Genomic DNA, 14,318 nt, shown 5'->3' with positions numbered 1-14,318 from the left:
TAGCAGGATTACGAACATGTGTCCGAACATCTCTGACGCATTCCTCGTACACTACATTGACATGCGCACAACACTGGATCAGATCGCTGTATCAACGATGGACAACAACTGCTACCTCCTCGTGAGGGGCGAGCGGGCTTTGCTGATCGACGCAGCCGACGCCGCCGAGGACCTCCTCGCGCTCGCTCAGCGAAACAACGCAACAATCACCACCGTCGTGACCACGCATCAACATTGGGATCACGTCCGTGCTCTGGAGGAAGTGCTTGAAACCACTGGCGCCACCCACGTTGCACCCGCCCCAGACGCTGCGGCACTTCCCTGCCCTGCAGATCGCGAGTTAGAGGAAGGCGATGTGCTGCATTTCGAGGGCCTGGAACTTCATGCGCACATTCTGCGAGGACACACCATCGGCGGGCTCGCATTAGCTTGCCAGATTGACGGAACCTGGCACATTTTCGTTGGCGATAGCCTATTTCCCGGCGGGGTTGGCAAAACTGAATCGAGCGATGACTTTGAGCAACTGATGGATGATGTCACCTCGAGGATTTTCGAGCGTTATCCAGACGACGCAATCGTGCATCCCGGCCACGGAAAGCCCACTACGCTTGGCAAGGAGCGTCCTCATTTGGATGAGTGGCGCACACGAGGCTGGTAATCCGACTAAACTCATAAGCGTTTTTGCAAGGAGGAATACGTCAGCTTAGCCATCAGCCCGCTATACTCCCCTTTCAAATAGCTTTTCTAACTGTCAAGGAGATTCTATACATGATCCGTAAACTTGCTCGTCCAATGATTGCTTCCGTGTACATTGCGGATGGTGCAGACACCGTAATGAACACCCAGGCTCATGTTGAGGCAACTGAGGCCGTCACCAGCAACCTTCGTTCTCTGCTGCCGCGCCAGTACGCTTCCTTCATCCCGAAGGATCCCGAGACCGTGGCCAAGGCTGTTGGTGGCACCAAGATCGGCGCGGGTTCCTTGTTGGCTCTCGGCAAGGCTCCTCGCCTTTCTGCAGCAGTGCTGGCACTGCTGGCACTGCCCACCCTGATTACTCGCAACGCGTTCTGGGCTGCCGATTCCCGCGAGGAGAAGGTGCAGCGTCGCCAGGGGTTCCTGACGAACCTTGCACTCATCGGTGGTTTGGCCATTACCAGCCTGGACACCGAAGGCAAGCCCGGTTTGAAGTGGCGCGCAGGCCACGCGGCAAAGGTTGCGAACAAGAAGGTGCAGAAGGCACTGCCCACCAAGTCTGAAACCGAGAAGTTCACCGAGAACGCTCAGGAGCAGGCTTCCGCGTTCGCTTCCTCCGCCAAGGATTGGATCGGCGATGCTTCTGAGAAGGTTGCAGACGCCGCTGGTAACGCCAAAGACTATGTTGACGACAACAAGGACGACTGGCTCAAAGCTGCCCAAAAGAACACCAAGGCCGCTAAGAAGAAGGTCGTGAAGGCAGCAGCCCGCGCCCAGGATCGCGCTCAGGATGCCCTCGCCGAGGCTGAAAAGGCATCGGGCCGCGCTGCGAAGAAGGCCGATAAGCGCTATGGCAAACTGCAGAAGGACGCCGAGAAGGCGCTGAAGAAGGCACAAAAGCGAGTGAAGAACATCTAAGTTCAAATCCGCACTTGCCAGCATCGCCCCATCGTTTATGATGGGGCTTTTGCATTCGTTGAAAGGATTGTTCACTGAATCGGCAGAACTTCGATGAACGTCACGCCATCGATGAGGAGCAGGGGAACGTCGACAAGCTGCTTGCCACACTCGATGAGGAAGTGTCGCTTGCTCAGGCGCGCCTAAAGGCGGTCATGCTCGGGGTGGATCCGAACAACCCCGATGCTGAGGCGCTTCTTCGCCGCGAGACGGAATACCACGCGCTGAATGAGAAGATCGACAGGCTCAACCTGGCGCAGATTGGATTGGTGTTCGGCCGCATCGATGTCGCGGACGTGCCCGAGGAATTGATTGACAACCCGGTTGAAGGGCGGCCCGGCGTTGATCGCCGATATATCGGCCGCATGGGGTTGATGGACCGCGAAGACGATTACCGCACGCTTCTTTTGGATTGGCGCGCCCCCATGGCCAGGCCTTTCTACTTGGCCACCACCGCTCAACCGGAAAATGTGGAGCTGCGGAGGCACGTTCGCACCAAGGGAACAAAAGTCACAGGTGTGCACGAGGAGGTGCTTTCGGGCGATATCGCGGCTGATCACCGAGCTGGTGTTGGCAGTGAAACCGCGCTGCATGAAGCGCTTGAGGCTGCACGCACAGGACACATGAACTCCATCGTGGAAACGATTCAGCGCGAACAAGATCAAATCATCCGCGACGAGCACCGCGGGGTTCTGGTTGTTGAAGGCGGGCCGGGCACCGGAAAAACTGCCGTAGCGCTGCACCGCGTGGCGTACCTGCTGTACACCTGGCGCGAACAGCTAGCGAAAACCGGCGTACTCATCTTGGGCCCAAACACCACCTTCCTGGAGTACATCTCGAGAGTCCTGCCGGAGCTCGGCGAAACAGGCGTGGTGCTTTCCACTGTGGGCGACCTCTACCCTGGCGTGCATGCCACCGCTTCAGAAAGTGTCTTGAGCAGAGAGGTCAAAGGCAGTGAGGAAATGGTGGTGCTGCTTGATCGTTTGGTCAAGGAGTACCAGATGTTGCCTGAGTCCGATCGAAACGTCAGCATCGATGGGCTTGAGCTCACGTTGACCGTATCCATGATCAAGGCCGCCCGTACGAGGGCTCGTCGTAGCCGCAAACCGCACAATCAAGCGCGGAGCATGTTCGCCGAGGCCCTCGCCGACCAGCTCGCCCATGCCATGAGAGACCGCATTGGTGCAGATCCCTTGGGTGGTGGGAATCTGCTGGGTGCTGGCGATCTTGCACAATTGCACGACGATGTGCGCGCGTCGGCCATTTTTGCGCAACTCGTAGACGAGTTCTGGCCGAAACTCGAACCAACGCAGCTTCTTCGCTCACTTCTCGAGGACGCCTCCATGATTGAGCGCGTGGCGTTCGATTATGACGAGGACACTCATGCGGCCTTGCTTCGGGCGCCGGGATCTGCCTGGGCAGCCTCGGATGCTGCGCTGCTCGACGAACTTGCGGTGCGCATCGGAGTACAAGACCCCGAGCAACAGCAACAAGAGCAGCAACAGCGCTGGCGAGAACAGGTGGCTGAGGCTTCGGAGGCGCTCGACGTGCTCATCGGATCCCAGAACACCGACCTGGATGACGAAAGTGATGCCGAGATTCTCTCAGCGCATGACGTTGTGGACGCCGAAACGCTCGCAGAGAGGCAACAGGTGCGGGATCAACGAAGTACCGCCGAGCGAGCTGCGCAGGATCACCAATGGGCCTTTGGTCATGTGATCATCGACGAGGCGCAAGAGCTGAGCCCGATGGAATGGCGCATGGTCTTCCGCCGCAGCCCTTCGCGTTGGATGACGATCGTTGGAGATACTTCTCAGACGGGGAACCCGGCGGGTGTCGATGATTGGCAGGAAACCCTCTCGCCATTTGTGGATCAGCGTTTTCGTACTCATCAGTTAAGCGTGAACTACCGCACCCCGGCCGAGATCATGGAGGTTGCCAACGAGATCCTGGATCACTTTGCACCCCATGCACCTCGCGCTATTGCTTTGCGACGATCCAACGAACCCATTCACCACCACCCCGCCGATGCTGACGCCTTGGATGTTGCCGCGCAGCTGCGTGAACGCGACCCCGATAGGCTCACCGCGGTGATCACCAGCGATGATGCTGCGGGCAGCGGCATAATGGGAGTGAGTGAGATTAAGGGTCTCGAATTCGACCATGTGGTGTTGCTTCACCCCCGCAGCATCGTTGAAGCCTCTCCCCAGGGCTACCAGGATCTCTATGTCGCCTGTACCCGGGCGACTCAGAGCTTGCATGTGATTGGCCTAATGCCATGAAAAAAGCGCGTGCCTGGCACGCGCTTTTCTTTTTGCGTTTCTAGCTCACGGTGTGAACAATCATGACGTCGCAATCGGACTGACGTGCAACATCGGCTGGAACCGAACCAAGCAGGCGACCGGTGAGCGAGTTAATGCCGCGGTTGCCCACTACCAGCAGGTCGGCGTCGTTTTCGTTGACGATTGCCATCAATGCTTCCACGGGAGTGCCGGGGCGGATGGCGGTCTCAATGTTCTGAGCTCCGGCTTCGCTGGCATGCGCTGCAGCTTTGTCCAGATTCTGCTGTGCCGGATCATTACCAAGTACCGTCACGGAATCTTGGCGCAGGGTCTTGGAGGCGTCTTCCTTGGTTTCGTAGTAGGCGCAACCAACGATCAGCTTTGCGTCGAAAGCCGCGGCAATTTTGGCGGCGCGCTCCACGGCAAGCATGGAAGATTTGGAGCCGTCAGTGCCAACTACGATGGTGGAATAATCGCTCATGGGAACCTTTCTCGAACATGATTAGGGCTGGTGAGCTTCATGCGCTCACAATGCCAACAAGTGTAACAACTTCCTCAAGACCTGGCGCATCGAGGCACACACTCCCCCAACTAGCAACTACATACCGGCATCCTGGAGGCCGCGAAGTTCCTTTTTCAGTTCGGCGATCTCATCTCGCAGGCGACCGGCAAGCTCAAACTTCAACTCCCTAGCTGCGGCACCCATTTCGGCCGTGAGCTCGTCGATAAGCTTGGAAACCTGCTCCGTAGGCATATTGGAGATGTCGCGTTGTTCGGCAACCAGTGCGTCGCTCGTTGCGCTGGGAGCCTCCTCACCTTTGGATTCGGCCACTTGGTCGAGGATGTCGGCGATCTTCTTGCGCAGCGGCTGCGGATCGATGCCGTGCTCTTTGTTGTAGGCGATTTGCTTCTCGCGGCGCCGCTCGGTTTCGTCGATCGCGTACTGCATGGATTCGGTGATCTTGTCGGCGTACATGATCACCTCGCCAGAGACGTTACGTGCAGCACGGCCAATTGTCTGCACGAGAGAGCGGGTAGACCGGAGGAAGCCCTCTTTGTCTGCGTCGAGGATGGCCACCAGCGAGACCTCGGGCAAATCCAAACCCTCGCGCAAGAGGTTAATACCCACCAATACGTCGTACTCGCCCAGGCGCAATTGGCGCAGCAATTCCACTCGCTGGAGCGTGTCAATATCGGAGTGGAGGTAGCGCACCTTGATGTCGTTTTCCAAGAGATAATCGGTGAGATCTTCAGCCATTTTTTTGGTCAAGGTGGTGACCAAGATGCGCTCCTGCTTTGCGGTGCGTTCTCTAATCTCGTAGATGAGATCGTCGATCTGTCCCTTGGTTGGGCGAACATCGACTTTGGGATCAAGAAGCCCGGTGGGGCGAATAACCTGCTCGACGAATTCGCCCCCGGCCGCGGCCATTTCATAATCACCTGGGGTGGCGGAGAGGTAGACGGTCTGCCCAACCCGCGCCTCAAATTCTTCCCAAGTCAACGGCCGGTTGTCCAAGGCCGAGGGTAGGCGGAAACCGAATTCCACCAGGTTGCGCTTGCGCGACATATCGCCCTCAAACATGCCGCCAATTTGCGGGACGGTGACGTGCGATTCGTCGATAATGGTGAGGAAATCTTCCGGAAAATAGTCCAGGAGCGTGGCCGGAGCGGTACCCGCGGCGCGGCCATCCAGGTGGCGTGAGTAGTTCTCGATACCGGAACAAAAGCCCACTTGCTCGATCATCTCGAGATCATATTCGGTGCGCATGCGCAGGCGCTGCGCTTCGAGCAACTTGCCGCGGTTTTCCAGATCTTCCAGGCGCTCAGCTAATTCTTCCTTGATATCGGCAACGGCCTTTTCCATGCGCTCGGGGCCTGCCACGTAGTGGGTTGCGGGAAAGATGCGAACCTCTTCCACCTGCCGCACGACGTCGCCGGTGAGCGGGTGGATGTAGTAGAGCGCGTCCACCTCATCGCCGAAGAATTCCACGCGCACCGCCAGCTCCTCGTAGGCGGGGATGATGTCCACCACGTCACCCTTGACGCGGAAGGCACCGCGAGTAAAGCCCACGTCATTGCGCGCGTATTGAATATCGACGAGGAGGCGCAAGAAGCGATCACGCTCCACTTCCTCCCCCACTCGCAGCATCACGGATCGGTCCAGATAACTCTGCGGGGTGCCCAGGCCATAAATGCAGGAGACCGAACTCACCACCACCACATCGCGGCGGGATAGCAGCGAACTGGTGGCGCGGTGGCGAAGGCGCTCGACATCGTCGTTGATTGAGGAGTCCTTCTCAATGTAGGTGTCCGTCTGCGCGATATAAGCCTCGGGCTGGTAGTAGTCGTAGTAACTGACGAAGTACTCCACCGCATTGTTGGGCAACAGTTGGCGTAGTTCGTTGGCAAGCTGCGCAGCCAGCGTCTTGTTGGGCGCCATCACCAAGGTTGGTCGCTGTTGCTTTTCAATCAGCCAGGCGGCAGTGGCGGACTTACCGGTACCGGTGGCACCCAGCAGAACCACGTCGCGCTCGCCCCTGTTCAGGCGCTCATCCAGCTCCGCGATCGCGGTGGGCTGGTCACCGGCGGGCTGGTATTCGGACACGACCTCGAATTGGCCATCGCTGCGCTCTACCTCTTCTACAGGGCGAAAGTCGGAGAGGTCAGCGTTGATTTTTTCGGGGTGCTCAGAAGCAAAAGCCATGCGCTCTACTGTAGCGCGTGTAGCTCCTCCCAGACCTGCTCCACTTGACGCTCCAACGCGGGCAGGTCACCCGAATTGTCAATGAGGTAATCCGCTCTTTGTCGGCGTTCCTCGTCCCCCATCTGTCGGGCGATCCGAGCTTTGGCATCTTCGGCGTCCAATCCCCGCTGGTCCACCAACCGGCGCACTCGCTGACCTGCCGGTACATCTACCACCACGACGTAGTCCACCAACGCATCTGAAGCAGTTTCAAGCAAGAGCGGATGGTCAAGCACCACGGTACCATCTTGCTGCAAGGCCCGGCGGATTTCATTCGCTATAGCAGGGTGCGTGATTGCGTTGAGCCGTTGTGTGCTCTCTTCACTCACAAAGGCTCGTCTTGCCAGTTCTTGGCGCTTCAAACTGCCGTCATCATTGATGATGTCCTCGCCAAAGGTTGTTGCTAGCTGCCGCAGAACCGCGCTGCCGGGTTTAACAATGTCACGGGCAATGTGATCCGCATCAACAATCCGTGCCCCTCGCGCAGCCATCAACCGTGCGACGGTGCTCTTTCCGCTGCCGATCCCTCCAGTCAAACCAATCTTCATGCCTTCTTACTGTAGTGCTTCAGTACAAACCTTCTAGGAAGTGACATCTACCACAGTTATCTTTGGCCCTAACCCAAAACACATTGATGTATAAACGAACTTGTCAGACGTCTTACATCGCTTTCCGCGAGACCACAAAGGAAAACAGTGAGTACACATTCATCAATGCTGCACTTCAGCAGCCCAGTGCCGCACACCATCCCAGCAAACGCTCTCGGATCACTGCGCGATTGCCTCGAGGGCACATTGACCCTCCAGTTCCGATCCAGCATCGACGGAGCATTGCTCAGCATTCACGGCGACGCCGGGCACCTCAGCTTGAACATCACGGGCGGCCGAATTGACGGTCATTTGCGTATTGGTCACGTCCACAGACATCTGGATGCTGAAGACACACTCGGGCTTGACGACTCAAAGCTCCACACCCTCGGCCTCGTTGCCGACCAGCAGGGGCTCGCCCTGTACATCGACGGATATGCGGCGTTTCACACCACCCCAATCGGCTGGTTCAAGGAACTACAGGTCTCCGAGATCCGCATTGATCCCGCAGAGATCATGGAAGTTCAATCGCTCGAGTTGCACAGCGAAGCACTCCGCACCGCCCAAATGGTGGCAAAGGCATCCGCTGCAGTCCCGTTCGTTGAATTCGCTGCATCACACCTTTCCCCGAGAGACGCTCGCCGCTGTGGCGAACTGCAATCCGGAGCCTGGCGGGCACGCTTCCGCTCCCGCGGGCTCGGCCAGGGCGGCACCATCATTGAGGCACGCGGCGAGCAAGGCACTCTCACCCTTGAGCTTCTCGACGGAGGCCTGCGCTACATCGCCCGTGATCACACCAGTACGCTGGCGAGCGTACATGCGCCCGGGCAATGGGACGACGGTGAATGGCACGACGTTGTCCTTGTGTCCGGACGCGGAGCACTCGTGCTCTACGTGGACGGCTATCAAGTAGCACTTGAACCCGGTGCCTGCTTCTTCGGTGACGTCGCCCCAATCACTGCGGTTACCGTTGGTATGAATCTTGAACAGTCACGGCTATTTGGTGAGGCGCAAACTGCCGCGATCTTTGACTCAGTTCTTAGCGATGCTCAAGTCAAGCGTCTCGCAGGCGTGAGCCCAATCGAAACGAGGGCGCTGTTCGATACCGGCTTTCACGGTTCCAAAAGTTACAGAATCCCCTCGCTGCTCAAGCTCGATTCCGGAGTGATCCTCGCTGGCGCTGACCGACGAGTAAGCATCGCCAATGACAGCCCAAATGACATTGACTTCGTCATGCGCCGCAGCCTGGACGACGGACGCACATGGGAAGCGATGCAGACACTGATCGAATACCCCGGCGAAGGCCGCCTCGGGGCCAGTGTGATCGATTCCGTCCTGGTTCAAGACCGAGACAGCGGAAAGGTGCTGGTGGTGATCGACCACTTCCCCGGCGGAATCGGCCAGCCAAACTGCGAAGTTGGCACCGGCTTCAACGAGTCCGGGGAAATGCTGCTGCATGATCGCCAAGGAGAACAGTATGTGTTGAAGGGCGAAGGGGGCGTCGAAAAGCTTGACGGCACACCCACCAATTTTCGTGTCGATGCCCAAGGCAACGTCGATGCTGGGGGATCACCTGCCGGCAATATTTATCTCGCCTATGGTGCGGACTCCGCAGAAAGTCTATTCAGCCACCGAAGCGCGTATGTGCAGGTGATCACCAGCGACGACGAAGGAGCAAGTTGGTCAGCTCCCGTGGATATCACCGCACAAATTAAGGAACCGTGGATGCGCTTCATCGGGACCTCACCGGGCAATGGCATCCAATTGCGTCACGGCAAGCACGCAGGGCGCATCCTGGTACCGGCGTATTTCAATCACGAAGAGGGCAAAACCTTCTCCTGCTGCGCCATTTTCACCGACGATGCGGGGCAAACCTGGCGGCGTGGTGCCTCCCCAAATGACAATCGCGACTTGTTCGGCAAGCAAATCCACTCGCGCAACCTCAGCGATGATCGCGGTTCACTGCATGAATCGGTGCTCGTTGAGGACGGCGAAGGCCGCGTGCACGTCTACATGCGCAACCAGCACCCCTCCGGCAGGGTTGGACATGCTGTGTCCGAGGACGGCGGTGAGACCTGGGGTGAAGTGGACTATGCAGAACAGCTCACGGAGATTTTCTCCCAGCCCAACGCCATTTCCATCGATGCGGAAGGTAATAAGGCCCTGGTGTTCGCGAATGCCTCGCAGATGCTGCCCTTCCGCGGATGCGGCGTGCTCCGACTCAGCTTCGATGAAGGGCAGACCTGGCCGCACAATCGGGTATTCCAACCTCGCCACTACGTCTATCAATGCATGACTCAGCTTGCGGATGGTGACATCGGTTTGCTGTGGGAACGCGAAACACAAGGGCTGTATTTCAGCCGCATCCCCCTGGCGTGGCTGCAAGGTTCGCGCCAGACCCTCGCTTAGCACCCTCAAACGTTCGGAAAGGACCTCTTAGCCATGAACGCTCGCACGGCAGCGGATGCCGCCAACCAACCCTGGTATAAGCAACTGAGCAAAGAAAAGTGGAAGGCCTTCTTTGCAGCCTGGCTCGGTGTGTTGCTCGACGGCTACGATTTCGTGCTCATCTCCTTTGCACTGCCAGCCATCCGAGACGCCTTCGGATTGAGCCTGGTGCAGTCAGCCGCGCTGGTTTCCGCCGCTTTCATTTCTCGTTGGCTCGGCGGATTGGTGCTCGGTGCTATGGCCGACAAGTTGGGACGCAAACCTGCGATGGTCGCCTCGATCGTTCTGTTCGCGGCCGGCTCAATCCTCATGGCGTTTTCTCCGGGATTTTGGTTGCTCTTCATTTGCCGCCTGGTGATCGGCTTTGCCATGGCAGGCGAGTATTCTTCCTCGGCGACCTACATCATCGAATCTTGGCCGAGGCACATGCGCAATAAGGCCTCCGGCTTTCTACTCTCCGGTTTCGCCTTCGGTGTGATTCTGGCTGCCCAGGTGGACAAGTACTTGGTGTCGTGGGTAGAAAGCTGGCACCCCGGTTGGGGCTGGCGCGCATTGTTCCTCACGGGCATCGTGCCCATCGTGGTGGCCATTTACATGCGACGCTCCCTGCCGGAGGCCGACGATTGGGAAGAGCGACAGCAGAGCAAAGAAGCACAGCACGATATGCTCGCCGTTCTTTTCGGCGGTTCGCGTCGCGCCTTGAACGTCGTGTTGGTGGTGCTGGCCGCGTTGTTCCTGCTGCTCATTTTCTCCCGCCTAGTGGGCGCCGCAGTCATTGTGCCGCTGAGCGTGCTCTGCGCCGGCATCTTCATCTTCTTCGTGTATCAGTTTGATCCGAAGCGCTGGGTCATTGGCGTGGCCATAATGGTAACGATCTTTGCCTCCTTCATGTACACCTGGCCCATCCAGGGTCTGCTGCCTACCTATCTCAAAGACGTAGGCATGGATCCGGACACGGTTGCGAACGTGATCACTTTCGCAGGTTTCGGCAATGCGGCTGGCTATATCCTCGCCGGTTTCGCGGGCGATCGCTTCGGTATGCGTCGTTGGTATGCCATCTCCATCATCATCTCCCAAACCATCGTGTTCCCCCTGTTCATGCAAAATGGCGAGCTCGTTGCGCTGGTGGCGGTGTTGCTCTTTGTGAACCAGATGTTCGGTCAAGGCATCTCTGGACTGCTGCCGAAGTGGGTGGCATCCTACTTCCCCATCGAGCGACGCGCCGCTGGGCTGGGGTTCTGCTACAACGTCGGTGCGCTCGGCGGTGCTGTCGGCCCCGTGCTTGGCGCTGCTCTTGCCGGTGGCTCCTTGGGCTTTGGTGGAGCGTTGGCGGTTCTCTCTGTCGGATTTGCGGGATTAGTGGTCTTGTCAATCGGCCTAAATCTTCCCCGCGCGTTACAAAAGCTTGTCGACGTCTCCGCGGTTCGCCCCGAGGACGGCAACGATGAAATCATCGCGAGGGCATAACCATGAAACACTTTGTCGTTGGCGCTTATGCCTCACAGCCAAGCGATCTTGAAAGTCAGCGGGAATACTACGACCTGCTCGCTCAAACCGGTTGGGTTGATGGTTTAGAAATCCCGTATCCCGGCCAACTTCACCAAGGCGTGCTCGGCGAAATGTTGGAAGGCCGTTTCACGCACAGTGTGCTGACAGCAATTCCGGGCACCATGGTGAATGTGTGGGATGACCCAAACTTCGGCCTCGCTTCTCCCGAGGTCTCCGGCAGAGCCAAAGCGCTAGAGTTCACCTCACAGTTACGTGACGCACTGGAGGCGCTGCACCAGGATCATGGACACATCGTTGATTGGGTGGCGTTACATTCCGCCCCCACGAATCGTGCCACTCCAGAGGCGTTTCAGGAATCGCTTGAAACCCTTTTGGAATGGGACTGGTGCGGTGCCCGTATCGTGATTGAACACTGCGATGAGCAATCCGAAGAACATCAGGCAGAAAAGGGATTCTTGTTGCTCGAAGAAGAACTCGCAGTAGCACATGCCGCGGGCGTGCACTGTTCACTGAACTGGGGACGCTCCGCTGTGGGGTCACGTGGCGATCAGCGCCCGAACGAACACGTCGCCGAGGCCGCGGAAAGTGGACTGCTGGCCGGGGTCATTTTCTCCGGGGCTTCCCCTCTAGCCACCGAGTACGGTCCGGCATGGATTGATGGACACCTGCCACTGAGTAGCGATGAACCGGCATCATTGATGACACCGGAACAAGTAGCGAAGGCCAGCGAGCTGGCTGGTGAAGTGGCGTACCTCGGCGCAAAGTGTTGTGTTCCTCAACATGCCACGCTGCAAGAGCGATTAGGAATGATCGAAAACATTTACCTCTGCTGCACATAGCAATTGAGCCGCTCCGAAAACGGAGCGGCTCAATTTGGTTGAAGAATCTTTATGCTTCCTTCGCCTTCGTGGTGATCACCACGGTATTGGCGTCGGCATTGTCAGCGGTAGCACCTTGAACCGCCTCAAACTTCGGGGTGTTGGTCACCAGCACAGGCGTGATGGTGTTATAACCCTTGGATTCGATGAAGGAGGGATCGAAGCTGATGAGCTTTTCACCAGCCTTGACGTGTTGCTTCTTTTCCACGTGGACGGTGAAGCCTTCACCGTTGAGCTGCACGGTGTCGATGCCGACGTGAACCAGGAGATCCACACCGGAATCCAGTCGCAGACCAACAGCGTGACCGGACTTCTGTACCGTCAGCACGGTGGCGTCGGCAGGTGCGACGACCTCGCTGCCGGTGGGCTGAATTGCCACACCCTGGCCAAGCTTGCCGGCTGCAAAAATTGGGTCCGGTACCTCAGAAAGAGCGACGGCCTTACCCTGCAGCGGAGCGGTGATCTGAGTGAGTGCACCGGGTTCGAGAGCAGTCTTCACTGGCTTGGTTGCGGTGGCTACGCCACCAGCGGCAGCACCGGCTACTGGTGCAGCAGCGGCGGGAGCCTCAGAAGCGATTGCCTCAGCCTCTGTGTCAGCACGCTCTGCGGCGAGACGCTCAAGGATTTCAGCCTTTTCCTCTTTGGTGCGGTAATCCATGACGATAACCAGCACCAAAGAAGTAGCGAACGCGACCGCCAGCCCGATGGCGTAACCGCCCATTGGCTCCATAGCGGGGATGGTCAGCAGCGAGGTGAACACGAAGGCCTTTGCCTTCACATCGAACAGACCCATGATCAAGCCACCGATGGCACAGCCTGGCAGCAGCGCCATGTAGGAGCGACGGAAGCGCAACAGCACACCGTAGAGGGAAGGCTCAGAAATACCGCCGAGCAGACCCGCCATCATGCCACCCATGGAAACCTGGCGCATGGTGGAGTTGCGTTCCTTGATGGAGAGCACCAACACACCAGTCACAACGCCGAAGCAGGCGAAGTTCCATGCACCCATCGGGCCCTGAATGAAGTCGTAACCCAAGGTTGCGATGTTCTGAATCATGATGACGTTCAACGGCCAGTGCAGACCAAGCGGCACGAGGAATGGATACAGCAATGGCACCACAATTGCCAAGAGCAACGGGCTGAAGTTATTAACCGCAGAGAGGAAATTGGAGATTCCGACGCCTGCATAGATACCGATGGGGCCAAGCAGGAATGCGGTCAGCGGGATCATGATGAGCAGCGAGAAGAATGGCACGAACACCATGTGCACCGCTTCAGGGATGATCTTCTTAAACAACTTCTCAACCCAGAACAGACCGATAGCTGCCAACAGCGGCGGGAATACCTGTCCGCCGTAATCATTGAGCACCATGGTGATACCGAATACCGGCACCTTGTACACATCAGTACCGGCAGCGGACTGCGTAACGATGGTCTCTGGAAGCTCCTTCATAGCCAGGAACTCCGGGGTCAGAAGTGCTGCAGGAATCGCTGCCCCAACCCACTCGTTAGCGCCGAGCTTACGAGCAGCGGTTGCGCCAACCATGATGGGCAGGAAGTAAAACACGGAACGCCACATGGCGTGCATGAACTGGTACGTCGGTGGCTGCTGTTCTGCGCGGAAATCTTGCCAACCGAAAGTGTCAGCCAGCACCAGCATGGTGATAATCAGCGATGCACCGAGCAGGGCCCAGAGGATCGGGCGGAAAGTATCAGATAGCACTTCGAAGCCATAATCGAGCCAGGAGTACTTACCGCGTGCCCCGCCGTATTCCTTCTTGCCCGAAGACTTGGCTGTTTCGCCACCGGTGAGCTTCTGAAGCTCCTGGTAGTAATTTGCCACTGATCCACCCATGACCACCTGGAGGCCGGTGGAACCTTGGGGTACGACACCAAGGACGGATGGGTTGTTATCGAGGGCGGTTTGATCAGCCTTGGACTGGTCAGCGAGCTGGAAACGCAAGCGAGTCGCACAGTGAGTGAGCGACACGATGTTATCAGCGCCACCGACCTTATCCAGGATGAACTCTGAAGTCTGCTTCACAGAAGACGCCATGAGTCACCTTTCAAGTGAGGATGGATAGTCCCCGCCCCGCGTGTTAAAGCAATCACAATCGGAACGGAAACCGGAAAACAATCACATCATAATGCCCCAACGGGCAGAAATACAACACTTAGCCAAAGCACTTCCCAAATGATCGCAACATTTTGCAACGATCCG

At 57.7% G+C, this 14,318-nt stretch carries 10 protein-coding genes; 6 read left to right on the top strand and 4 right to left on the bottom strand.

Annotated elements, in window-relative coordinates:
- The first annotated feature begins 61 nt into the window (after window positions 1–61).
- The 3 genes from CGERO_RS05035 to CGERO_RS05025 all read left to right on the top strand — a co-directional run bounded on the left by CGERO_RS05035 (window position 62) and on the right by CGERO_RS05025 (window position 3,932).
- Window positions 62–658, top strand: a complete 597-nt coding sequence (locus tag CGERO_RS05035; RefSeq protein ID WP_245998889.1) for an MBL fold metallo-hydrolase — start codon at window positions 62–64, stop codon at window positions 656–658.
- A 110-nt stretch (window positions 659–768) separates the two neighbouring features.
- Window positions 769–1,611 carry a DoxX family membrane protein gene (locus tag CGERO_RS05030; protein WP_123933845.1) on the top strand — a complete coding sequence of 281 codons (843 nt, stop codon included), beginning with the start codon at window positions 769–771 and terminating at the stop codon, window positions 1,609–1,611.
- A 74-nt stretch (window positions 1,612–1,685) separates the two neighbouring features.
- Window positions 1,686–3,932: a HelD family protein gene (locus CGERO_RS05025; RefSeq protein WP_342768160.1), complete on the top strand. Its 2,247-nt coding sequence runs from the start codon at window positions 1,686–1,688 to the stop codon at window positions 3,930–3,932.
- A gap of 40 nt (window positions 3,933–3,972) precedes the next feature.
- Here the strand turns inward: CGERO_RS05025 and CGERO_RS05020 are convergent, their stop codons facing one another.
- The 3 genes from CGERO_RS05020 to coaE form a co-directional block, all read right to left on the bottom strand.
- The gene (locus CGERO_RS05020; protein WP_123933843.1) at window positions 3,973–4,413 is read right to left on the bottom strand and encodes a universal stress protein; all 441 of its coding nucleotides are present in this window, start codon (window positions 4,411–4,413) and stop codon (window positions 3,973–3,975) included.
- A gap of 117 nt (window positions 4,414–4,530) precedes the next feature.
- Window positions 4,531–6,636, bottom strand: coding sequence for an excinuclease ABC subunit UvrB (gene uvrB / locus CGERO_RS05015; RefSeq protein WP_123933841.1), 2,106 nt, complete (start codon window positions 6,634–6,636; stop codon window positions 4,531–4,533).
- 5 nt (window positions 6,637–6,641) lie between these two features.
- A complete protein-coding gene (gene coaE / locus CGERO_RS05010; protein WP_123933839.1) occupies window positions 6,642–7,223 on the bottom strand; it encodes a dephospho-CoA kinase in 582 nt (193 codons plus the stop codon).
- A gap of 147 nt (window positions 7,224–7,370) precedes the next feature.
- Here coaE and CGERO_RS05005 point away from each other — a divergent pair, with 147 nt between their 5' ends.
- From CGERO_RS05005 to CGERO_RS04995, 3 genes are read left to right on the top strand one after another with little or no spacing between them, the layout of a single operon-like run.
- Complete coding sequence (locus tag CGERO_RS05005; RefSeq protein WP_245998887.1) at window positions 7,371–9,671, top strand: sialidase family protein; 2,301 nt, start codon at window positions 7,371–7,373, stop codon at window positions 9,669–9,671.
- 33 nt (window positions 9,672–9,704) lie between these two features.
- Window positions 9,705–11,177: an MFS transporter gene (locus CGERO_RS05000; RefSeq protein ID WP_123933835.1), complete on the top strand. Its 1,473-nt coding sequence runs from the start codon at window positions 9,705–9,707 to the stop codon at window positions 11,175–11,177.
- Between the two features lie 2 nt (window positions 11,178–11,179).
- Window positions 11,180–12,058: a DUF4862 family protein gene (locus tag CGERO_RS04995; protein ID WP_123933833.1), complete on the top strand. Its 879-nt coding sequence runs from the start codon at window positions 11,180–11,182 to the stop codon at window positions 12,056–12,058.
- Between the two features lie 49 nt (window positions 12,059–12,107).
- Here CGERO_RS04995 and CGERO_RS04990 read toward each other — a convergent pair whose 3' ends face one another.
- Window positions 12,108–14,153, bottom strand: coding sequence for a glucose PTS transporter subunit IIA (locus CGERO_RS04990; RefSeq protein ID WP_123933831.1), 2,046 nt, complete (start codon window positions 14,151–14,153; stop codon window positions 12,108–12,110).
- Window positions 14,154–14,318: the final 165 nt, after the last annotated feature.

Origin of the sequence: Corynebacterium gerontici (genome assembly GCF_003813985.1) — a bacterium.
In the GTDB taxonomy this organism is placed as follows: Bacteria; Actinomycetota; Actinomycetes; order Mycobacteriales; family Mycobacteriaceae; genus Corynebacterium; species Corynebacterium gerontici.
This window is presented reverse-complemented; position numbering and strand designations above follow the sequence as displayed.

What these genes read in the sequence shown, in the direction of transcription:
- CGERO_RS05035 (WP_245998889.1), top strand. Translation starts at nt 62, where the DNA reads ATGCGCACAACACTGGATCAGATCGCTGTATCAACGATGGACAACAAC.
- CGERO_RS05030 (WP_123933845.1), top strand. Translation starts at nt 769, where the DNA reads ATGATCCGTAAACTTGCTCGTCCAATGATTGCTTCCGTGTACATTGCG.
- CGERO_RS05020 (WP_123933843.1), bottom strand. Translation starts at nt 4,413, where the DNA reads ATGAGCGATTATTCCACCATCGTAGTTGGCACTGACGGCTCCAAATCT.
- uvrB (WP_123933841.1), bottom strand. Translation starts at nt 6,636, where the DNA reads ATGGCTTTTGCTTCTGAGCACCCCGAAAAAATCAACGCTGACCTCTCC.
- coaE (WP_123933839.1), bottom strand. Translation starts at nt 7,223, where the DNA reads ATGAAGATTGGTTTGACTGGAGGGATCGGCAGCGGAAAGAGCACCGTC.
- CGERO_RS05000 (WP_123933835.1), top strand. Translation starts at nt 9,705, where the DNA reads ATGAACGCTCGCACGGCAGCGGATGCCGCCAACCAACCCTGGTATAAG.
- CGERO_RS04995 (WP_123933833.1), top strand. Translation starts at nt 11,180, where the DNA reads ATGAAACACTTTGTCGTTGGCGCTTATGCCTCACAGCCAAGCGATCTT.
- CGERO_RS04990 (WP_123933831.1), bottom strand. Translation starts at nt 14,153, where the DNA reads ATGGCGTCTTCTGTGAAGCAGACTTCAGAGTTCATCCTGGATAAGGTC.